The 21,659-nt window shown below is 60.3% G+C and carries 13 protein-coding genes; 7 read left to right on the top strand and 6 right to left on the bottom strand.

Features of this window, described 5'->3' with window-relative positions:
* Window position 1: 1 nt before the first annotated feature.
* Window positions 2-1,036: a lipopolysaccharide heptosyltransferase II gene (gene waaF, locus LOY70_RS02510; protein WP_265033022.1), complete on the bottom strand. Its 1,035-nt coding sequence runs from the start codon at window positions 1,034-1,036 to the stop codon at window positions 2-4.
* A gap of 327 nt (window positions 1,037-1,363) precedes the next feature.
* Window positions 1,364-4,315 (bottom strand): bifunctional [glutamate--ammonia ligase]-adenylyl-L-tyrosine phosphorylase/[glutamate--ammonia-ligase] adenylyltransferase, encoded by a 2,952-nt coding sequence (glnE, locus tag LOY70_RS02505; protein ID WP_265033021.1) that lies wholly within the window; start codon window positions 4,313-4,315, stop codon window positions 1,364-1,366.
* A 383-nt stretch (window positions 4,316-4,698) separates the two neighbouring features.
* Here glnE and aceE point away from each other — a divergent pair, with 383 nt between their 5' ends.
* From aceE to msrA, 5 genes are all read left to right on the top strand, one after another.
* Window positions 4,699-7,344, top strand: a complete 2,646-nt coding sequence (gene aceE / locus LOY70_RS02500; protein WP_265033019.1) for a pyruvate dehydrogenase (acetyl-transferring), homodimeric type — start codon at window positions 4,699-4,701, stop codon at window positions 7,342-7,344.
* Between the two features lie 11 nt (window positions 7,345-7,355).
* Complete coding sequence (aceF, locus tag LOY70_RS02495) at window positions 7,356-8,999, top strand: dihydrolipoyllysine-residue acetyltransferase (RefSeq protein ID WP_265033017.1); 1,644 nt, start codon at window positions 7,356-7,358, stop codon at window positions 8,997-8,999.
* 314 nt (window positions 9,000-9,313) lie between these two features.
* Complete coding sequence (locus tag LOY70_RS02490) at window positions 9,314-10,705, top strand: alkaline phosphatase D family protein (protein ID WP_265033015.1); 1,392 nt, start codon at window positions 9,314-9,316, stop codon at window positions 10,703-10,705.
* A 194-nt stretch (window positions 10,706-10,899) separates the two neighbouring features.
* On the top strand, window positions 10,900-13,593 hold the full coding sequence (locus tag LOY70_RS02485) for a putative bifunctional diguanylate cyclase/phosphodiesterase (RefSeq protein ID WP_265033014.1): 2,694 nt from the start codon (window positions 10,900-10,902) through the stop codon (window positions 13,591-13,593).
* Between the two features lie 84 nt (window positions 13,594-13,677).
* Window positions 13,678-14,325 (top strand): peptide-methionine (S)-S-oxide reductase MsrA, encoded by a 648-nt coding sequence (gene msrA / locus LOY70_RS02480; protein WP_265033012.1) that lies wholly within the window; start codon window positions 13,678-13,680, stop codon window positions 14,323-14,325.
* Between the two features lie 176 nt (window positions 14,326-14,501).
* Here the strand turns inward: msrA and LOY70_RS02475 are convergent, their stop codons facing one another.
* From LOY70_RS02475 to LOY70_RS02465, 3 genes are all read right to left on the bottom strand, one after another.
* Window positions 14,502-15,338 carry a 23S rRNA (adenine(2030)-N(6))-methyltransferase RlmJ gene (locus LOY70_RS02475; RefSeq protein ID WP_265033010.1) on the bottom strand — a complete coding sequence of 279 codons (837 nt, stop codon included), beginning with the start codon at window positions 15,336-15,338 and terminating at the stop codon, window positions 14,502-14,504.
* 96 nt (window positions 15,339-15,434) lie between these two features.
* On the bottom strand, window positions 15,435-16,166 hold the full coding sequence (locus LOY70_RS02470; protein WP_265033008.1) for a DUF4123 domain-containing protein: 732 nt from the start codon (window positions 16,164-16,166) through the stop codon (window positions 15,435-15,437).
* Window positions 16,163-18,220, bottom strand: coding sequence for a type VI secretion system tip protein VgrG (locus LOY70_RS02465; protein ID WP_265033006.1), 2,058 nt, complete (start codon window positions 18,218-18,220; stop codon window positions 16,163-16,165). Before LOY70_RS02465 ends, LOY70_RS02470 begins: the two co-directional genes overlap by 4 nt.
* Window positions 18,221-18,489: 269 nt before the next feature.
* On the opposite strand from LOY70_RS02465, the gene LOY70_RS02460 reads away from it, so the two are divergent.
* Together LOY70_RS02460 and LOY70_RS02455 are read left to right on the top strand one after the other, a co-directional pair.
* Window positions 18,490-18,984 carry a DUF2165 family protein gene (locus LOY70_RS02460; RefSeq protein ID WP_265033005.1) on the top strand — a complete coding sequence of 165 codons (495 nt, stop codon included), beginning with the start codon at window positions 18,490-18,492 and terminating at the stop codon, window positions 18,982-18,984.
* A 223-nt stretch (window positions 18,985-19,207) separates the two neighbouring features.
* On the top strand, window positions 19,208-19,972 hold the full coding sequence (locus LOY70_RS02455) for a polysaccharide lyase (RefSeq protein WP_265033003.1): 765 nt from the start codon (window positions 19,208-19,210) through the stop codon (window positions 19,970-19,972).
* A gap of 141 nt (window positions 19,973-20,113) precedes the next feature.
* On the opposite strand, the gene putP is transcribed toward LOY70_RS02455, so the two are convergent.
* Window positions 20,114-21,598 carry a sodium/proline symporter PutP gene (gene putP, locus LOY70_RS02450; RefSeq protein ID WP_265033001.1) on the bottom strand — a complete coding sequence of 495 codons (1,485 nt, stop codon included), beginning with the start codon at window positions 21,596-21,598 and terminating at the stop codon, window positions 20,114-20,116.
* Window positions 21,599-21,659 lie beyond the last annotated feature (61 nt).

The raw sequence follows: 21,659 nt of genomic DNA, 5'->3' as shown, positions 1-21,659 counted from the left end.
GTTACTGAACCTCCACGGGTGTGCCCTGCAAACGGTCCAAGGCCTCGTTAACCGACGGCGGCATGAGTTGGCGCAGGCAGTTGTAATGACCGAAGCGGCAGGTACGGTCGAAGCATGGGCTGCACTCGATGCCCAGGCGCACGACCTCGACCTTGTCGGCCAGCGGCGGCGTGAAGCCCGGCGACGTGGAGCCGTAGACCGCCACCAATGGACGGTTCAAGGCGGCGGCCACGTGCATCAGGCCGGAGTCGTTGGACACCACCGAATCGGCGCAGGACAGCAGGTCGATGGCCTCGGCCAGGGACGTATCGCCGCTGAGGTTCACCGACTCTTCCCGAAGGCCCGGGATCAGCCGCGAGCGGATGTCTTCGCCCACCGAGTGATCGTTTTTCGAACCGAACAGCCAGACTTGCCAGCCGTCGCGAATCTTTGCCTCGGCGACCTGTGCGTAATGCTCCGCCGGCCAGCGCTTGGACTCGCCAAACTCTGCGCCCGGACACAGGGCCAGTACCGGACGATCCAGACTCAGGCCGAACTTGACCAGCGCCGCTTCCCGGGTGACCGGATCGATCTGCAGGTTCGGGCGCGGATACGGCTTGGGCAACTCGGCACCCGGCTCGTAGGCCAGGGCCATGAAGCGCTCGATCATCAGCGGATAACGGTCTTTGTCCAACGTGCGCACGTCGTTGAGCAGGCCGTAGCGAAACTCGCCACGCCAGCCGGTGCGCTTGGGAATACCGGCGAAGAACGGCACCAGCGCCGATTTCAAGGAATTGGGCAGCAGGATCGCCTGGTCGTATTGGCCAGCGAGGGATTTACCAATGCGCCGACGGGTCGCCAGCTCCAACACGCCGTGGCCGAGCGGGAAGCTCAGGGCCTTGCGCACCTCGGGCATGCGCTCAAGGATCGGCCGGCTCCACTCTGGAGCCAGGACATCGATTTCGCACTGTGGATGGCGCTGTTTCAGACACTGGAACAGTGTCTGCGCCATCACCATGTCACCGACCCAACTGGGCCCAACGATCAGAATATTCATGTGGCTTCCAAAAACGATACGGGGAGGCCTACGCCTCCCCGCCTCGAGAATCACTGTGGCTTAGGTCGTTACCTGTTGCCTTCAATCTACAACTGTGGGGGCGAGCTTGCTCGCGATAGGGCCATAACATTCAACATCCATGCTGCCTGACATTCCGCTATCGCGAGCAAGCTCGCTCCCACAGGGTCCCGCATAGGTTTCAAGTACCGTGCAGCACTACAAATCCACTGTGGGGGCGAGCTTGCTCGCGAGGAGGCCAGCACATTCAACATCAATGTCACCTGACACACCGCCATCGCGAGCAAGCCCGCTCCCACATTTAAAGCTTCAGCTCAGCCCCAACTCCCGCCAAATCCGCAGCACCTGTTGACGCTCATCCACGAACTGGTCGCCTGCAATCACCCCGGCATCTTTCTGCAAGGCCTGGCGGTGAGCGGCGGAGCGGTAGGCTTTATAGGCCTCGCGCAACAGGGTGGCGTCTTCCGCCGGCATCAACCCGACTTCCTGCAACCCTTCCAGGATGCGGATGTTATCGGTGTAGCGCAGCAGCGATGGGTGTTCCTCGGACCACGCCAGGGCCGCGTATTGCACCATAAATTCAATATCGACGATACCTCCGGCATCCTGCTTGAGGTCGAAGGGCGCCGTGGCCTCGAAGGCATTTGCCGCGGTCCCGGCGGCGGTGGCCTTGCTGCCCAGGTTATCGCGCATCTTGGCGCGCATTTCACTGACCTCCTGGCGCAGCGTCGGCAAATCACGCTGGCGCCCCAGCACCTGGGCGCGGACTTTCTCGAACGCCTGGCCCACATCCTGGCTGCCCACCAGCACCCGGGCCCGCACCAACGCCTGATGCTCCCAGGTCCAGGCCTCGTTCTCCTGATAACGGGCAAACGCCCCGAGGGAACTGACCAATAACCCTGATGCCCCGGACGGCCGCAGACGCATGTCCACTTCATACAACTGCCCGGAGTTGGTCTGGGCAGTCAGCAAGTGAATGATCCGCTGGCCAAGCCGAGTGAAGAACTGCGCGCCGTCGATAGGTTTCGGCCCATCGGTTTCCGCCAGGGGGTCGCCGTCGTGGATGAACACCAGGTCCAGGTCGGAACCATGCCCCAATTCCAGGCCGCCGACTTTCCCATAGCCGACAATAATGAAGCCCGGATCGCACAAGCTGCCATCGGTGCGCAGCGGCACACCATGCTTGGCCACCGTCTGGCGCCAGGCCAGGGCCAGGACTTGTTCGAGGATGGCCTCGGCCAGCCAGGTCAGGTAGTCGCTGACTTTCATCAGCGGCAGGCTGCCGGCGATTTCCGAGGCCGCCACCCGCAGGCGATGCGCCAGTTTGAAATGCCGCAGCGCTTCCATCTGCTGCTCAAGGTCATCCTCAGGAATGCGCGTCAGGCGCTCACGCAACTCAGCCGCCAGTTCCGGCGCCAAGGGCGGCTTGAACAGGCGGCCTTCATTGAGCAATTCATCGAGTAACAGCGGAAAACGTGTGATCTGCTCGGCGATCCACGGGCTCGCCGCGCACAGCGTCAGCAAGCGCCGCAGGGCGCCGGGGTTTTCCGTCAGCAACACCAGATAGGCCGAGCGACGGGCCACCGCTTCCACCAGCGGCAGCACCCGCTCAAGCACCAGGTCGGGATTGGCATGTTCCACCGCCTGAGCCAGCAGACGCGGAATAAACGCATCCAGACGCTCGCGCCCCAGACGCTGCATGGCGCGCAACTGCGGACTGCCGCGCAAAACGGCCAAGGCTTTCAGCGCCTTGGGTGCGTCGGCGAAACCGCCCTCTTGCAGCTGACGACACGCGGCCTCTTCATCCTGGCTGTCCTCCCACAATGGCAACCACTCGCCGCCCACTGCCACTTCGCTTTCGCTGCCCTCGTCTTCATCCGGGTCCGCGATGACCTGGCCGAAATGCCAGGCAACCCGTCCGCGCCAGTACATCAATTGTTCATGGAAGGCCGGCCAGTCGGCAAAGCCCAGCATGAACGCAATGCGCGCCTGGTCCTGCGGGCTGTCCGGCAGCATCTGGGTCTGACGGTCGGCGATCGCCTGGATCGCATGTTCGGTGTAGCGCAGGAATTCGTAGCCCTGGCGCAACTCGTCGATCACCTTGGCCGGCAGATAGCCCTGGCCTTCCAGGGTGCCCAGCACTTTGAGCAGCGGCCGTTGCTGCAAACTCAAGTCGCGCCCGCCGTGGATCAGTTGGAACGCCTGGGCAATGAACTCCACCTCGCGAATACCGCCCGAGCCCAGCTTGATGTTGTCGGCCATGCCCTTGCGCCGGACCTCCTGCTGGATCAGCTGTTTCATGGTGCGCAACGCTTCGATGGCAGAGAAGTCCAGGTAACGGCGATAAACGAACGGGCGCAGCATGTCGAGCAATTGCGCGCCAGCCACCTGGTCACCCGCCACCACTCGCGCCTTGATCATGGCGTAGCGTTCCCAGTCGCGGCCCTGGTCCTGGTAATACTGTTCCAACGCGTTGAAGCTCAGCACCAGCGCACCCGCCGAACCGTAGGGGCGCAGGCGCATGTCGACGCGGAACACGAAACCGTCGACAGTCATCGGGTCCAGGGCCTTGATCAGGCGTTGGCCAACGCGAATGAAAAACTCCTGGTTATCCAGGGGACGCTTCGCACCGACGGTTTCGCCGCCCTCGGGGTAGGCGAAGATCAGGTCGATGTCCGACGACAGGTTCAGCTCCACCGCACCGAGCTTGCCCATGCCCAGGATGACCATGTGCTGCACCTCGCCACTGCGCCGGCCTGTTGGCGTGCCGAACTGCTGGACGAGGCGCTGGTAGAGCCATTGATAGGCCTGGTCGATGCAGGTGTCGGCCATGTCCGAGAGGTCGCGACAGGTCTGGACCAGATCGGCCCGGCGTGTCAGGTCGCGCCAGATGATCCGTACCTGCTGGCGGGTACGCTGGCGGCGCAGGACGCGGCCCAGTTCGTCTTCGGTTTCAGCGGCCTGCACGGCGGCGGCAATCTGCGCGCGCATTTCACCGGGCGCCAGGCTGCGGTCCAGTTCGCCGCTGCGTACCAGCTCCAGCAGCATTGCCGGGTCGCGGACACTCTGCTCGATGACAAAATCACTGGCGGCGGCAATGCGCTTGAACTCATCCCAGCGCTCAGACGTCCAGGCGGACAACCCGTGGTCGTCGTCCAGTGAGGCGACCGCCGCACGGAACGACTGCTCGGCACGGTTGACCAATGACTGGAGAATGGCCGGTACCATTTCCGGTATTGGGGCAAGCGAGGGCAGGCTCATGGTCTATCCTTGATCGGCGCGGGAGAAGCTGGATGTAGTGTTTTTTCAAAGAACACTACCTGATCGACTGTCGAACAAAGATGATAAATAGCTGAAAATCTGATTTTATTGGCAGCCTGCATCAAGTTTTTACCTGTTCGAGTTGGCTAAAGACCAACAGTAACGATTATTCTCACAACGAAACGAGGGGCCACGAGTCGCTCATGTGTAGTTTTACTACTCGTCTATACATTCGAAAGGCTGAAACGGCCGACGATTTGTAGTAAAACTACACGCCGCCGAAACAACCCTTCGGCAATCCAAGAATTTATATCGTCTGCCCACAAGGCCAGTCGCAAACTCAGGCAACCGATTCTGGTAGCCTTTCCGCCCTGGAGCAAGCCATGCAAGACCTCGATCCCGTCGAAACCCAGGAATGGCTGGACGCCCTGGAATCGGTTCTCGACAAAGAAGGCGAAGACCGTGCTCATTATCTGATGACCCGTATGGGCGAACTCGCAACCCGCAGCGGTTCGCAACTGCCCTACGCCATCACTACGCCATACCGCAACACGATCCCTGTGACCCACGAAGCACGCATGCCTGGCGACCTGTTCATGGAACGCCGCATTCGCTCGCTGGTCCGTTGGAACGCGTTGGCCATGGTCATGCGTACCAACCTGAAAGATTCTGACCTGGGCGGTCACATCTCCAGCTTCGCCTCCAGCGCGACGCTGTATGACATCGGCTTCAACTACTTCTTCCAGGCCCCGACCGACGAACACGGCGGCGACCTGATCTACTTCCAGGGTCACGCATCGCCAGGCGTCTACGCCCGTGCGTTCATGGAAGGCCGCATCACCGAAGACCAGATGAACAACTTCCGCCAGGAAGTGGACGGCAACGGCCTGTCCTCGTACCCGCACCCTTGGCTGATGCCGGACTTCTGGCAGTTCCCGACCGTGTCCATGGGCCTGGGCCCGATCCAGGCGATCTACCAGGCGCGCTTCATGAAGTACTTGGAAGCCCGCGGCTTCATCCCGGCCGGCAAGCAGAAAGTCTGGTGCTTCATGGGCGACGGCGAGTGCGACGAGCCGGAATCCCTGGGCGCTATTTCCCTGGCCGGCCGCGAGAAGCTGGACAACCTGATCTTCGTCATCAACTGCAACCTGCAGCGCCTCGACGGCCCGGTTCGCGGCAACGCCAAGATCATCCAGGAACTCGAAGGCGTGTTCCGTGGCGCCCAGTGGAACGTCAACAAAGTCATCTGGGGCCGTTTCTGGGACCCACTGCTGGCAAAAGACGTCGACGGCATCCTGCAGCGCCGCATGGACGAAGTCATCGACGGCGAGTACCAGAACTACAAGGCCAAGGACGGTGCGTTCGTTCGCGAGCACTTCTTCAACTCGCCTGAACTCAAGGCGATGGTTGCCGACCTGTCCGACGACGAGATCTGGAAGCTCAACCGTGGCGGCCACGACCCGTACAAGGTCTATGCGGCGTACCACCAGGCAGTCAATCACAAAGAACAGCCGACCGTCATCCTGGCCAAGACCATCAAGGGTTATGGCACCGGTGCGGGCGAAGCGAAGAACACTGCGCACAACACCAAGAAAGTCGATGTCGACAGCCTGAAGTTGTTCCGCGACCGCTTCGACATTCCGGTCAAGGACAGCGAGCTGGAAAACCTGCCGTTCTTCAAGCCCGAAGAAGGCAGCGCCGAAGCCCGTTACCTGGCCGAGCGTCGTGCCGCACTGGGCGGTTTCGTACCGCAGCGCCGCGCCAAGAGCTTCAGCCTCCCGACGCCGCCACTGGAGACCCTCAAGGCGATCCTCGACGGTTCGGGCGACCGTGAAATTTCCACCACCATGGCCTTTGTGCGGATCCTCGCGCAGCTGGTCAAGGACAAGGAAGTCGGCCAGCGCATCGTCCCGATCATCCCGGACGAAGCCCGTACCTTCGGTATGGAAGGCATGTTCCGTCAGTTGGGCATCTACTCGTCCGTCGGCCAGCTCTACGAGCCAGTCGATAAAGACCAGGTGATGTTCTACCGCGAAGACAAGAAGGGCCAGATCCTCGAAGAAGGCATCAACGAAGCGGGCGCCATGAGCTCCTTCATTGCCGCCGGTACTTCGTACTCCAGCCACAACCAGCCGATGCTGCCGTTCTACATCTTCTACTCGATGTTCGGCTTCCAGCGTATCGGCGACCTGGCCTGGGCCGCCGGCGACAGCCGTACCCGTGGCTTCCTGATCGGCGGTACCGCGGGCCGGACTACCCTGAACGGTGAAGGCCTGCAGCACGAAGACGGCCACAGCCACATGCTGGCCGGGACCATCCCGAACTGCCGCACCTATGATCCAACCTACGGCTACGAGCTGGCGGTGATCATCCAGGACGGCATGAAGAAGATGACCGAAGAGCAACAGGACGTCTTCTACTACATCACCGTGATGAACGAGTCCTACCAGCAGCCAGCCATGCCGGCCGGCGTGGAAGCGGGCATCGTCAAGGGTATGTACCTGCTCGAGGAAGACACCCGTGAAGCGGCGCACCACGTCCAACTGATGGGCTCCGGCACCATCCTGCGTGAAGTGCGTGAAGCCGCGAAGATCCTGCGTGAAGAATTCAACGTCGGCGCCGACGTCTGGAGCGTCACCAGCTTCAACGAACTGCGTCGCGATGGCCTGGCCGTGGAACGCAGCAACCGTCTGCACCCGGGCCAGAAGCCTAAGCTGAGCTACGTCGAAGAGTGCCTGAACGGCCGCAAAGGTCCGGTCATCGCCTCTACCGACTACATGAAGCTGTTCGCCGAGCAGATCCGCCAGTGGGTTCCTTCCAAGGAATTCAAGGTGCTGGGCACCGACGGTTTCGGCCGTAGCGACAGCCGCAAGAAGCTGCGTCACTTCTTCGAAGTCGACCGTAAGTTCGTTGTGTTGGCAGCCCTGGAAGCCCTGGCTGATCGTGGCGATATCGAACCTAAGGTAGTGGCCGAGGCCATCGCCAAGTTCGGCATCGATCCAGAAAAACGCAACCCACTGGACTGCTGAGGAGAATTTTCGTGAGCGAACTCATTCGCGTACCTGACATCGGCAGCGGTGAAGGTGAAGTCATTGAACTGTTTGTGAAAGTCGGCGACCGCATCGAAGCCGACCAGAGCATCCTGACGCTTGAATCGGACAAGGCCAGCATGGAAGTGCCTGCGCCGAAGGCCGGTGTGATCAAGAGCCTGAAAGTGAAGCTGGGCGATCGCCTGAAAGAAGGCGACGAACTGCTGGAGCTGGAAGTCGAGGGCGCCGCTGCGGCACCTGAGGCGGCCGCGCCTGCAGCGGCCCCGGCGGCGGCTGAAAAGCCTGCCGCTGCACCCGCTGCCGAGGCGGCTCCCGCCCCGGCTGCTGCGCCTGCGGCTGCCACGGTCCAGGACATTTATGTCCCGGACATCGGTTCGTCGGGCAAGGCCAAGATCATCGAAGTACTGGTCAAGGCCGGCGACACCGTCGAAGCCGACCAGTCGCTGATCACCCTGGAATCCGACAAAGCCAGCATGGAAATCCCGTCGCCGGCCGCCGGTGTGGTGGAAAGCGTCGAGATCAAGCTGGAAGACGAAGTGGGCACCGGTGACCTGATCCTGAAGCTGAAAGTAGCCGGTGCCGCCGCACCGGCCGCGCCAGCCCAGGCCGCAGCGCCTGCTGCCAAGACCGAAGCTGCTCCGGCTCCAGCTCCAGCTGCCGCCGCACCGGCCGCCAAGGCCGAGGCGCCAGCCCAGGCAGCAGCGCCTGCGCCAAGCGGTGCCAAGGTGCACGCCGGCCCTGCGGTGCGTCAGCTGGCCCGTGAATTTGGCGTCGAGCTGTCGGCCGTTGGCCCAAGCGGCCCGCACGGTCGTGTGCTCAAGGAAGACGTGCAAGCCTACGTCAAGGCCATGATGCAGAAGGCCAAGAATGCACCGGCCGAAGGCGCCACCGGCGGCGCGGGTATCCCGCCGATTCCGGCGGTGGACTTCAGCCGCTTCGGCGAAACCGAAGAAGTGGCGATGACTCGCCTGATGCAAATCGGCGCATCGAGCCTGCATCGCAGCTGGCTGAACATTCCCCACGTGACTCAGTTCGACCAGGCCGACATCACCGAGCTGGAAGCCTTCCGTGTTGCGCAGAAAGCCGTGGCAGAAAAGGCCGGCGTGAAGCTGACCGTGCTGCCGCTGCTGCTCAAGGCCTGTGCGCACCTGCTCAAGGAACTGCCGGACTTCAACAGCTCCCTGGCCCCAAGCGGCAAGGCTGTGATCCGCAAGAAATACGTGCACATCGGCTTTGCCGTCGACACCCCGGAAGGCCTGCTGGTGCCGGTCATCCGCAACGTCGACCAGAAGAGCCTCTTGCAACTGGCTGCCGAAGCCGCTGCCCTGGCCGAAAAAGCCCGGAACAAGAAGCTCACCGCCGACGACATGCAAGGCGCCTGCTTCACCATCTCCAGCCTCGGCCACATTGGCGGCACCGGCTTCACGCCGATCGTCAACGCGCCGGAAGTGGCGATCCTGGGTGTTTCCAAGGCCACCATCCAGCCTGTCTGGGACGGCAAAGCCTTCCAGCCGAAGCTGATGCTGCCGCTGTCGTTGTCCTACGATCACCGTGTAATCAACGGCGCCGCCGCCGCACGCTTCACCAAGCGTCTGAGCGACCTGCTGGGCGACATCCGCACCATCCTGCTGTAACACCGGACGGCCCTTCCTCGCGAAGGGCCGTTCGAAGCACCGTTTTCCGAGCGCCACGCTCGTACCTCAACCCCGCCCGTTTGGCGGGGCTTTTTTTGCCTGAAATAAAGGTCGACGTTTGGAACGGGCCAATAACTTTCCTACCTCCTCCCGCATAAATGACTACATCCTCTAGTGGTCATCACCTACAACTTCCGCCCCCTCCCCGATCAATATTTATGATGCGCCGCGCTTTAGCATCAGACCACCAATTCAACTAACGACTTGCCTCTGAACTTTCTAAAAAAAACACTGAATTTCGAATGGATTCGAATATGTTAAAACCTACCGTCGGCCCTATTGTCGGCCATACAACAACGGATCACGCACGTATATTCCTGCGGGGCGATTACGATAACAACTTGGTATTCGCCGGTATTCGCCATCGGCGCCTGGGCGATACAGTCTGGTCGAAAGGGCATTTTGTTCAATTGAAAGCCTACCGCGACATGTCCGATGTCATCGTCTTGAAAGACCTTCAACCTGACACCGCCTATGAATATCAGGCCGGCTGGCTCAGCCCCTTGAGTCCGACCCATACCGTGGAAACCATTCAGGAGCTGCCGCTGCAATGGCCCAGGAAAACCTACTGTTTGCGCACGCCGGCCAGCAAACCGGGTACACCACACGCTTACATCGTGGGCTCTTGCCGTTATCTGCGAGTCACTCGTGGCGTCCCGTTGCTACCCGGACTCGGGGACCGTACCTTCGCCGGCATCAATCGTATTGTGGAACAGGCCAGCCCGCCGATCAGCGCTGTCGTGATGGCCGGCGACCAGGTTTATCTCGACGACCTGAATGCTGTCGCTCCGGACCGAAACTATAAGGACATTCTTTTTAAGTACCGCACCGTTTTTGCCCAGCCGCATATCCAAAAGTTAATGTCCGGGACACCGACCTATATGATCCTCGACGACCATGAAATCGAGGATAACTGGCCAGCCAATAAAAACGGCAACGATGAGATCTTGTATGCAAATGCCATGAATGCTTATGCGCTTTATCAGGCCAGTCATGGGCCCGCTCATGAACTTTCAAGCGACGGGACATTAAATAAATCGCTAAAGCGGTACTGGTATCTATTTGCCAACAGCGATATCGAATGGTTCGTCACCGACAGCCGGACGCAACGCAACCTGGCGGCGGACGATCGGCGCATCCTCGATGAGGAACAGGAACAGTCCCTGCTCGAATGGCTCGTCAACAGCCCCGCCCGGGTCAAATTCGTCGTCACCAGCGTCATGTTCTTCCCTGACAGCAAACGCAACGACGGTGACGCTTGGCAGGCCTTCCCGAAACAACGCCTGCGTTTGCTGGAAACCATTCGCCGCCATGGGATCAAGAACGTGATTTTCGTGTCCGGTGACGTTCACGGTTCCATGACCAGTTGCCTGCATCACAGCCAGGATCCTGATTTTGAAGTCAATACCGTGGTGTCCTCGCCGTTCTACAACAGCAAACTGCTGCCTTTCGCAAAAGCCTCGGATTTTATTTTCGACCCACCCATGGCCCGGACGGAAACCGCTGAATATCACTACGCACTGACCAGCAAAGTGGTCAGCCAGGACAACTTCGCCCGTCTGTATGTCACGGCGCAGAGCGTTCAGGTCACCTTTTACGACCGTGACGGCAGCGCACTGCAAGCCGTCGATATCCCGTTGCGCTGACGGGTGGTATAACCACCCGTGTCCTCTGATCGGCTGGCAACTGTAGAAATCCCCCTGTCGGCCGATAAAAGGTTTATAGCACTTGGCCTTCATCTCTCTTGTCAGCCAGTGCCGCAATGATGCAACCTTGCGGCAATCCGTAATTACAAGGGCGTCAGCCCGGCGCGATCAGCATTTTCGAAGCGAGTTTCCTCATGAAAAGCCAACCCGATGCCGCCAGCCGTATGGCGGCCGAGGTAGTGACGCAGTTGCCGGTGCCCTCGCGGCTCGGCATGCTGCGTTTCGAACGGCTGAATGAAGCGAGCTGGGCGCTATTGTTCCTCGACCCCAATTGCGAACGTTACTTCGGCCTGCCGGCAGTAGAGCTGTGCTCGCTGGTCAGCGCGCCCTATGCCAGCCTGATGGAGCCCGAGGCGCGCTATCAACTGCATGACGCCATCCAGCAGCAACTGGCCCAGTCCTCCCATTACCAGATCCGCTATACGCTCCATACCACCAAAGGGCCCATGAACCTGTTGGAAACGGGTGAAGCCTACAAGCAGCACAATCGCCATCTGCTGCGCGGTTTCCTGCTGGTGGTGGACAGCTTGCTGCAAAGCGAACCGTCGATACCGGCCTTGGACCTGGAAACCCAGAACTCGCGCCTGCAAATCGCCCTGGAATTGAACCAGCGGGCCCAGCAAGAGCAGCTCCAGCATCTGGACCGGGTGCGCGCCCAACAAGACCTGATTCTGCTGCTGAGCCGTCAGCGCTACAGCGCCAGCAATTCGCTGCACGAAGCCGCCGAACTCATCACCCGCAGCGCCTGCGATATCTACCAGATCGACTGCGCCAGCATCTGGGACCTGACAGACGGCAAGCTGGTGCCGATTTCGGCCTTCAACCGCGTCACCCAGGAATACTTTCTGCCGGACGTGATCGACGCCAACGAATTTCCTGATTACATGGAAGCGTTGCAGACCTGCCGTGCCATCGACGCCCACAACGCGATGCGCGACCCACGCACCCGGGAAATGGCCGAGAACCTGCGCGCCCGCAACGTCAACGCCATCCTTGACGCCAGCATTCGTATCGACGGCCAGGTGGTCGGCGTACTGTGCCTGGAACAGGTGGGCGCCACCCGCGCCTGGCAATCGGACGAAATCGCCTTTGCCGGTGAACTGGCCGACCAGTTCGCCCAGGTCATCAACAACCACAACCGACGCACCGCCACCAGTGCCCTGCACCTGTTCCAGCGCGCCGTGGAGCAGAGCGCCAACGCGTTCCTGCTGGTCAATTGCGACGGCGTGGTGGAATACGTCAATCCGAGCTTCACCGCCATCACCCAATATTCCACCGAAGAAGTGCACGGCCAGCGCCTGTCAGAGCTGCCGGCCCTGGAGAACCTCAGCGAGCTGCTGTTCGACGCGCCCTCGGCGCTGGCCCAGAGCAACAGCTGGCAAGGCGAATTCAAAAGCCGACGCAAAAACCTGGAACCCTACTGGGGCCAGTTGTCGATTTCCAAGGTCTACGGCGACAATCGCGAACTGACCCACTACATCGGCATCTACGAAGACATCACCCAGACCAAACTGGCCCAGCAGCGCATCGAGCGCCTGGCCTACACCGACAATCTGACCAACCTGGGCAACCGCCCGGCGTTCATCCGCAACCTCGATGAACGCTTCGCCCGGGACAGCGACTCGCCCATCAGCCTGCTGTTGGTGGACATCGACAACTTCAAGCGCATCAACGACAGCCTCGGTCACCAGACCGGCGACAAACTGCTGATCAGCCTGGCCCGGCGCCTGCGCAACAGCCTGAGCCCCAGCGGTAGCCTGGCGCGGTTCGCCAGTAATGAATTCGCCGTGCTGCTGGACGACACCGACCTGGAAGCCGGGCAACAGGTCGCCAGCCAGTTGCTGATGACACTCGACAAACCGATGTTCGTCGATAACCAACTGATCAGCGTGACCGGCTCCGTGGGCCTTGCCTGCGCGCCGCTGCATGGCCGCGATCCCCAGACCCTGATGCGCAACGCCGGGCTCGCCCTGCACAAGGCCAAGGCCAACGGCAAGCACCAGGTCCAGGTCTTCACCGAGGCGCTGAACGCCGAAGCCAGCTACAAGCTGTTCGTGGAAAACAACCTGCGCCGCGCCCTGACCCAGAATGAACTGGACGTGTTCTACCAACCCAAGCTGTGCCTGCGCAGCGGCCGCTTGCTGGGCATGGAAGCATTGTTGCGCTGGAATCATCCCGAAAAGGGCATGATCCGCCCGGATCAGTTCATCAGCGTGGCCGAAGAAACCGGCCTGATCATCCCCATCGGCAAATGGATCGCCCGTCAGGCTTGCCGCATGAGCAAGCAGTTGACCGCCGCCGGCCTGGGCAATCTGCAAGTGGCGATCAACCTGTCGCCCAAGCAGTTCTCCGACCCGGACCTAGTCGCTTCCATCGCCAGCATCCTCAAGGAGGAACAGCTGCCGGCCCGCCTGCTGGAGCTGGAACTGACCGAAGGCCTGCTGCTGGAAGCCACTGAAGACACCCACTTGCAGCTCGACCAGCTCAAGCGCCTGGGCCTGACCCTGGCCATGGACGACTTCGGCACGGGTTACTCATCGCTGAGCTACCTGAAAAAATTCCCGATCGACATCATCAAGATTGATCGCAGCTTCATCCACGAGATCCCGGACAACCAGGACGACATGGAAATCACCTCCGCGGTGATCGCCATGGCCCACAACCTGAAACTCAAGGTCGTGGCCGAAGGCATCGAAACCTCCCAGCAACTGGCGTTCCTGCGCCGTCACCGCTGCGATGTCGGCCAGGGCTACCTGTTCGACCGTCCGATCCCCGGCGCGGAGCTGATCGAAAAGCTCAAGCGCTACCCGCGCGGGCCTCTGGTCTGACAGCTGCGTGTAGCTTGCGGCGGCTTTTCTGAGGCACACTGACGGTCTATTTCGCTCAATTCAATCTGACTGAGAGGACTGATAATGGTCTTGCGCTCGGAAATCCTGGTGAATAAAAACGTGCTCCCTACTCAAGAACAAGCCCTGCCTGGCCGTGAAACCCCGATGACCGTGCCGGACAAACACTTCGTCCTCGACGCGCCCCTGCTGGGCCCGTTTGCCATGGACGTGGATTTCGCGATCTTCGGCCTCGGCTGCTTCTGGGGCGCGGAACGCAAGTTCTGGCAGCGCGAAGGCGTGGTCAGTACCGCGGTGGGTTACGCCGGTGGTTTCACGCCGAACCCGACGTACGAAGAGGTCTGCTCGGGCCTTACCGGCCACAGCGAAGTGGTGCTGGTGGTCTACGAGCCAGCGAAAGTCAGCTACGAACAGCTTCTGAAGATGTTCTGGGAACTGCACAACCCGACCCAGGGCATGCGCCAGGGGAACGACATCGGCACCCAGTACCGTTCGGTGATCTATGCCACCACCCCGGCCCAACTGGCGGCGGCCGAACACAGCAAGCAAGTCTTCCAGGATGAGTTGACCAAGGCCGGCAAAGGCACCATCACCACCGAAATCGAAGAAGCACCGACGTTTTACTTCGCAGAGACTTATCACCAGCAGTACCTGGCGAAGAACCCGGAAGGCTATTGCGGGATTGGCGGGACCGGCGTGACGTGCCCGATCTGACTAAAAGCCTGTTCGCGATATCGGTGGGCCTGGGGCGGTGATGTTGAATGTGCCGCCGTCATCGCGAGCAAGCTCGCTCCCACAGGTCCGGAGGCATACACAAATGTTGTTGCACCCCAGACCAATGTGGGAGCGAGCTTGCTCGCGATAGCGCCCTTGCGGACACCAGCAAAACATCACTCAGCGATCAACCAGTCCATCTGCCACCCGCCCTGGGTCTGCCCCAGCTTTTTCGACAGCCACGGCAGCAGCTCACGCAACTCTTCTTCCAGCCCCCACGGCGGATTGGCAATCGCCAGGCCGGAGCCGTTCAGGCTGTTGGGCGTGGCCAGCGGATGCACCAGCAATTCCACCCGCAACAATTTCGGCGCCCCCGTACCGGCCAGGTCCTGGTAGAACCGGCGCAGCATCCGCTGGTCCTTCACCGGGTACCAGATCGCGGCCACCGTCTGGCGCATCCGGCCAATGGCGTCCTTGAGGGAGGCGGCGCAACGCTGCATCTCATCGAGCTGCTCGAACGGCGGATCGATCAGCATCAAGCCACGTTTCTCGGCCACTGGCAGCAGCGCCCGGGGCACGTGCCAGCCTTCACCCAGGTGCACGGTCACGCGACGGTCGCCTTTCATGTTGTCCTTGAGCAGCACGCCATCTTCGGGGTGTTTTTCGTTGAGTAACACCCGGTCCTGCGGCCGGGTCAGGCGCCGCGCCAGCTCCGGTGACCCCGGGTAGTAGCGCAGTTGCCCATCCGGGTTCATTTCGTGCAGCACCTTCATGTAATCGGCGGTCAGCGGCGGCAGATCCTCCTGGCCCCACAACCGCGCGATGCCTTCCAGGTATTCACCGGTACGATTGGCCTGGTCGCCCTGCAAGTCGTACAGCCCGATGCCCGCATGGGTATCGAGGTAGGCGAAGGGCTGCTCCTTGCGCGACATCAGGGCGATGAGGCGGGTCAAGGTCAGGTGTTTGAACACGTCGGCGTGATTGCCGGCGTGGAAGGCGTGGCGATAATTCATGGCGGCTCCTGCGAAGGGCGACGAGTTTACCTTGAAGCGCGTCGAACGTCAGGGGTTCGCAGCCGAGCGGACGCGCCGCATGAAGGTTCGCTGGCATCAGTCCAGTTCTTGCCGCAAGTACGCCTGCAATTGCGCTTTTGACGCACGAGCTGATCCAGGGATTTCAAGGAAGTGCGCGATCTTGCAGCGCAGAACGCTCTCGTCAGCCTGCTCGAACAGGTACGGGTGCTCCTCGCTCAGCCACTTGAACAGGTTGTTCAGCAGACAATCCGTCGACGTTTCGGCCAATTCATCCAGCAGTAAAGGAGGAACCTCCCACCAGGGAAAAGCCCGAGCCGAGCCCTGGACGTTCCCCACGACTTCAAGGGATTGGCCGTTGATCAGACAACGGCTGATAACGGGCAGCAACTGCCCCGCATCCACCTCGCCGGACTGCAGGATGGGCCACACGAACCGTCCATCCCAAAAGCGGAAAAAAACCGACTTGCCGCCGGGCAACAGAACCTGCGTAAGCCCACGCAGATGCTCGGCAAGGATTTCCTGGCCGGCAGAAGACACCGCCAGCCAACCCCAATCAAGCGAGTCGGTGGCCGCCACCCAGTCAAGGAACTCACTGTCTATGGCGACAGCGCCGACATAGGGCATGACCGATTCCCACTCGGCGTAAGGCGTATCGGCCCAGATCGGGGTGGGTGCCAACATCATCGAGCGCCTCCAGGCCGTCAACGGTCCGACGGCACAAGCGTTGCTGAAGACAGCGAAGAGCTGCTCGCCTGCCTGCAAGGGGTGTCGCTCCAGCCAGGCGTGCGGAGTTTGGCCAGTGCTCATGGGCGCTCCCGGACATCAACAAATTTGCCAAAGGCCGGCGGTACCGCGCAGACGCCTTGCTTGCAACGCTCACATTCCTCGCAAAACGGCGCCTGGCCTTGCAGGCTGAGGATTTGTGCGAGAGAAAGTGGAGCAGCCGTCGCGGCGACGCGCTTTTCGGTCAGGACGGGCAATATTGGCGTCGCGCTCATAGCGGCCATCGGCGCACCACCGACCTCAATGGGCACGCTGCTGAAAATCCCGCCCGCACCAATGTTGATCCAATGCCCGCCGGCCTGAATGGTCGCACTGACGCCGCCGTCCAGGACCACTTGCTGCCCCGCGTGAACGTGAAAATGCTGGCTGGCGCTGAGGGCCTGGCTGGTCACACGAATATGCCGCTCGCCGGTCACCACCAAGTGATCGTCCTGCCTGACTTCGGCCTGACGCCGTCCGTGGGTGAGGCGCTGCTCATCAGCCTTGAGCTCGTGCCGCGCCGTGCCGGTGACGACGACGCTGCGCTCATGATCGACCTGCAACCGCTGGTCGTGCAACACGTGCTGGGTCCAGTTGCGCTGCGCGCGCAGATAGATCTCCTCGGCCCCCTGGCGATCCTCGATGCGCAACTCGTTGTACCCCCCTCCGCCAGGGCTGCTCTGGCTGCGCAATATGCTGCGGGTCTTGTCCGCCGGCAGATCCAGTGGCACCGGGTTGGCGCCGTTCGGTAGACAACCCACCACCAGAGGCTTGTCCACGTCGCCATCGATGAAACCCACCAGTACTTCCATGCCGACCCGAGGAATCATCACACCGCCGTAACGGTCGTGAGCCCAACCGGAGGCCACCCGCAGCCAGCAACTGGAATGCTCGTTTCGTTGGCCGTCGCGATCCCAGATCAGTTGCACCTTGACCCGTCCGAATTCGTCGCAATGGATCTCGCTGTCGACGGGCCCGGTCACCACCGCCGGTTGATAACCGTGGGCCGGCGGCTTTTCGTGACGCAGGGGCGGACGGAAGAAAACATCCCATGGGGTGGCCAGGAAAGTGTTGCTGTACCCCTGGAATTCATCCGGACTATCGCCGGCTGTTTCTTCCAGCACTTGCGGCTGGCGGCCGCGGTGGCTGACCTCCGTGAGCAGCCACAGGTCATTCCACTGCGCTCGGGGATGTCCATGGATTTGCATGAAATGCCCGCTGACGAGGGCTGTTTGATCACTGCGCCCCTCCGCCAGCCGGTAATCGGCACCGTGGCGCTCGAGGACGCGCCGGCTCAGGTAGCGCCCCTGTTCGCGGTCGGAAAACTGGCCGGGGTAGCGATAGTCTTCCAGTACCGGTTGCTGCTGATTATCGAGGCTGGTTTGCAACAGTAGGCTGGGTTTGCGGAAATCGTAGTCGCGCAGCGTCACCGCGTTGGTCCGGGCCTGGAGGCGCACCGCCAGACGCTTGATCGCCGGTTCGTCGGCGACCATGCCACTGCCTGGCAGATACATCGTCGACTGCGGTAAACGGGGAAACACCGTTTGGTCGTCACCAAACACCAGCAGGTGACCGTCAGGGCTGTGCCTGAAGTGGTAATGGATGCCAACCTCGGCGCAAAGCCGCTCGATGAAGGCCAGATCGCTCTCACCGTACTGCACGCAGTATTCACGCTCGGGGTATTGCCCGCCGAAGCTGAACTGGAACGCATCGCCCTGGATACCATGGTCCTTCAAGACCCTGGTGATGATCGCTGGCACGCTCAGATGCTGGAAAATCCGCTGGTTGATGCGATGACGCAGGTAAGCCAGGCGTGGCACCAGGCTGATCTGGTAACGGGTCAGGCGCTTGCCCGAATCACCCTGGGCCACGCTGTAGACCTGGCCATGTATGCCACGGCCCGGCGCATCAAAACCCAGGTAGGCCTGACAGTGCAGGAGCTCCTCCAATGCCAGGTCGGGGCGCTCACTGACCAGCTCCACGTCAAAGCGATAGGGCTGGCTGATGGCCTCCTGGCCCTTGAACTCAAGCACCTCGAGCCCGTTCGGCCCGCTGTCGAGCGTCAGCGTGAAACGCGGTTGGTTGGCAGGCGCGAACATCCGATGTCCTCTGCTGAATGAAAGGCGGGCGATTCTGCATCAGCCATACGGAAAGTTGATCGACGCTCAGAAAAAACAGATTTGCCTTACGTACAAAGAGCTAAAAGCTGCAAAACGTATGGCACTTTCCGACAGACATTCCTTGCATCGTGAGCTACAGAAACCGTCGCACGAATGAATCAGCAACTTCTTACAACGCAACAGGACTCGAGCTGCAAGTTGGCGTGATAACGTTTTTTACCCGTTATAAAAAGCAAAGGACGCAACCCATGACCATTCGCCACGCAAAGATTGCAATGACCCTGGCGCTCGCCGCATTCGCCTTCCTGACCGTGTTCAACAACATCACGGACTACAGCTCCAACTTCAATTTCGTCCAGCACGTGCTGAGCATGGATACCACCTTCCCTGACAATGCCGCCCGCTATCGAGCCATCGATCAACCCTGGATGTGGCACGGCGCCTATTGGCTGATCATCCTCGGTGAAGCGATCACGGCAGGGCTGCTGGGCTACGGCGCGCTGAAGCTGTGGCAGGCACGCAAGGCCGAGGGCGTGGTGTTCGCACGCGCCAAGGGATGGGCCATCGCCGGTTTGACGGTGGGTTTCTTCGTCTGGTTTTTCGGCTTCATGGTCGTCGGCGGCGAATGGTTTCTGATGTGGCAGTCAGATATCTGGAACGGCCAGGATGCCGCGTTCAGGTTCTACATGGCGATCCTGGGTGTACTGATCTTCCTCAACCAGCCCGATACTGACATGAAGTGACCTTAAGAGTGACGGCGAAGATCGCAATCGCCAACTGGTCCGCTCCAGCAAAAACAAAAACATTTATTAATACTTTTTATAGCTAAATAGCATTTAAAACTGTCAGGACTGACAGTACCCAAAAAAGCAAAAAAGGTAATAGTCCACTGCACGATGCATGAGCACCCGAACATCCCAATGTTCAAAAAGCTGTTAACAAGAGCACAACAGTCAGGAGCTCACTATGAAACCCTCTTTGTTCGCCGCTGCATGCCTGATGATTTTTTTTGACCTTTGCACACCCGCAGAGGCTCAATTGATTTGGGATGGAGATGCCGCCAATCCTATTGGTAAAGAAAAAATATTCGGGAATGCCGTGAGTGAATGCCCGGCACCGTCCAGCATCACCGTGATAGACGATACGACCCGAGGCAAAGCCTGGTTATTCCATAAAGGCGCCGGCGAACCCCGCTGCGAGGCGCGCAATATCAGGACTGGCGCCAATCACACACCTTATCGATTCGAAAAAGACAAAACCTACTTCATTGGCTGGTCATTCAAGCTGAATGACACCCAGAGCAATCATCATCCATTCCAATGGAAGTCCTATGAAACGGGCCATCAACAAAACTATCCGTTCCTGATGAATGCCAAGGACGGCAACTTGAGGCTTTTCTACTACGGCATCCCAGGCGAGACATCCGGGGTGATCTGGACTCAACCCATTGAACCGTTCAAGTGGTATTGCCTGATCTTGGCCATCCATACGTCCAATCAATCAGGCAGCGGCTGGGGAGAGCTATGGTTCGATGGTCAAGCACAGACATTCAGCAACGGCCAGAAGCGCTTTTCCGGAAGAACCTGGGACGGCGCGAACATAGGTGCAAACGAGCCTAAATGGGGCGCCTATAACAAACATCAGCCGGGCGTCATGGAGGATGTAAAAAACTATATTTCCGGCCTGAAGATAGGCACCACGTACGCCGATGTCGAACAGGCCTGCCGTTGAGGGGCTGGATTCGCTCGGTGAATCACACGCGTTGCCAGTCCCATCCCACCTGACACCCCATAAAAAACGGCCCGCCTCCATGGGAGACGAGCCGTTTCTTATGCAAACGCTCAAGCGAGCCATCCAGGCCCCGCTGAAGCCTTACTGGTTCAGACGAAAATCTTTTTCGGCCGCTTCGAAGCGCTGCAGCATACCGGTGGTAGGCGAGCCCATCTTGCTGACGAAGTAGATAGCCAGGCTGGCGAAGATAAAGCCTGGGATGATTTCGTACAGGCCCAGCAGTTCGAAGTGTTTCCAGACGATCACGGTGATCGCACCCACCAGGATGCCGGCCAATGCGCCGTTACGGGTCATGTTTTTCCAGATCACGGAGATCAGGACAACCGGACCGAAGGCGGCACCGAAACCGGCCCAGGCGTAGCTCACCAGGCCCAGTACACGGTTATTCGGGTTGGCAGCCAGGGCGATGGCGATCAACGCCACCAGCAGCACCATGGCGCGGCCGACCCAGACCAGCTCCAGCTGGGAAGCGCTCTTGCGCAGGAAGGTTTTGTAGAAGTCTTCGGTCAAGGCGCTGGAGCACACCAGCAACTGGCAGCTCAAGGTACTCATCACCGCCGCCAGGATGGCCGACAACAGCACACCGGCAATCCACGGATTGAACAGCAGTTTTGCCAGCTCGATGAACACACGCTCATGGTTTTCGGTCACGGGACCGGCCACGTCAGGATGGGCCGAGAAATAAGCAATGCCGAAGAAGCCAACGGCAACGGTACCGCCCAGGCACAGGATCATCCAGGTCATGGAGATGCGACGAGCGTTGGCAATGGACTTGACCGAATCGGCCGCCATGAAGCGCGCCAGGATATGCGGCTGGCCGAAGTAGCCCAGGCCCCAGCCCATCAGCGAGATCACGCCAATGAAGGTGGTGTTTTTCAGCATGTCGAAGGACGAAGGGTCTTTCGCTTCGATGGCCAGGAACGTCGTGTCCACGCCGCCGGTGGCCAGCAGCACGATGATCGGCGTCAGGATCAACGCGAAGATCATCAGGGTCGCCTGTACGGTGTCGGTCCAGCTCACGGCCAGGAAACCACCGACGAAGGTGTAGGCAATGGTCGCCGCAGCACCGGCCCACAGCGCGGTCTCGTAGGACATGCCGAAGGTGCTTTCGAACAGACGGGCACCGGCCACGATGCCGGATGCACAGTAGATGGTGAAGAACACCAGGATTACCACCGCAGAGATGATCCGCAGCACGCCGCTCTTATCTTCGAAACGGCTGGAAAAGTAATCTGGCAGCGTCAGTGCGTCGCCGTTGTGCTCGGTCTGCACCCGCAGGCGCCCGGCCACGAACAGCCAGTTCAGGTAGGCACCGACGATGAGGCCGATGGCGATCCAGCTTTCCGACAGGCCGGACATATAGATGGCACCCGGCAAACCCATCAACAACCAACCGCTCATGTCGGAGGCACCGGCAGACAGTGCGGTCACGACACTGCCCAGGCTACGACCACCCAGGATGTAATCGGAAAGGTTATTGGTGGAGCGATAAGCCATCAGGCCGATCAGGACCATGGCTGCGATGTAGATCACGAAGGTGATCAAGGTGGGATTACTAACACTCATGAGTTACGCCCTGGCTTTGTTTTTATGTAGCGGTGGCAGCTGAAAGCGCCGCCAACACAGA

It is taken from the genome of Pseudomonas sp. B21-054, assembly GCF_026016345.1.
Classification (GTDB): Bacteria; Pseudomonadota; Gammaproteobacteria; order Pseudomonadales; family Pseudomonadaceae; genus Aquipseudomonas.
This window is presented reverse-complemented; position numbering and strand designations above follow the sequence as displayed.

Bases quoted from the DNA above. Each gene is read 5' to 3' on its own strand.
- waaF (WP_265033022.1), bottom strand. From the start codon at position 1,036: ATGAATATTCTGATCGTTGGGCCCAGTTGGGTCGGTGACATGGTGATG.
- glnE (WP_265033021.1), bottom strand. From the start codon at position 4,315: ATGAGCCTGCCCTCGCTTGCCCCAATACCGGAAATGGTACCGGCCATT.
- aceE (WP_265033019.1), top strand. From the start codon at position 4,699: ATGCAAGACCTCGATCCCGTCGAAACCCAGGAATGGCTGGACGCCCTG.
- LOY70_RS02490 (WP_265033015.1), top strand. From the start codon at position 9,314: ATGTTAAAACCTACCGTCGGCCCTATTGTCGGCCATACAACAACGGAT.
- LOY70_RS02485 (WP_265033014.1), top strand. From the start codon at position 10,900: ATGAAAAGCCAACCCGATGCCGCCAGCCGTATGGCGGCCGAGGTAGTG.
- msrA (WP_265033012.1), top strand. From the start codon at position 13,678: ATGGTCTTGCGCTCGGAAATCCTGGTGAATAAAAACGTGCTCCCTACT.
- LOY70_RS02475 (WP_265033010.1), bottom strand. From the start codon at position 15,338: ATGAATTATCGCCACGCCTTCCACGCCGGCAATCACGCCGACGTGTTC.
- LOY70_RS02470 (WP_265033008.1), bottom strand. From the start codon at position 16,166: ATGAGCACTGGCCAAACTCCGCACGCCTGGCTGGAGCGACACCCCTTG.
- LOY70_RS02465 (WP_265033006.1), bottom strand. From the start codon at position 18,220: ATGTTCGCGCCTGCCAACCAACCGCGTTTCACGCTGACGCTCGACAGC.
- LOY70_RS02460 (WP_265033005.1), top strand. From the start codon at position 18,490: ATGACCATTCGCCACGCAAAGATTGCAATGACCCTGGCGCTCGCCGCA.
- LOY70_RS02455 (WP_265033003.1), top strand. From the start codon at position 19,208: ATGAAACCCTCTTTGTTCGCCGCTGCATGCCTGATGATTTTTTTTGAC.
- putP (WP_265033001.1), bottom strand. From the start codon at position 21,598: ATGAGTGTTAGTAATCCCACCTTGATCACCTTCGTGATCTACATCGCA.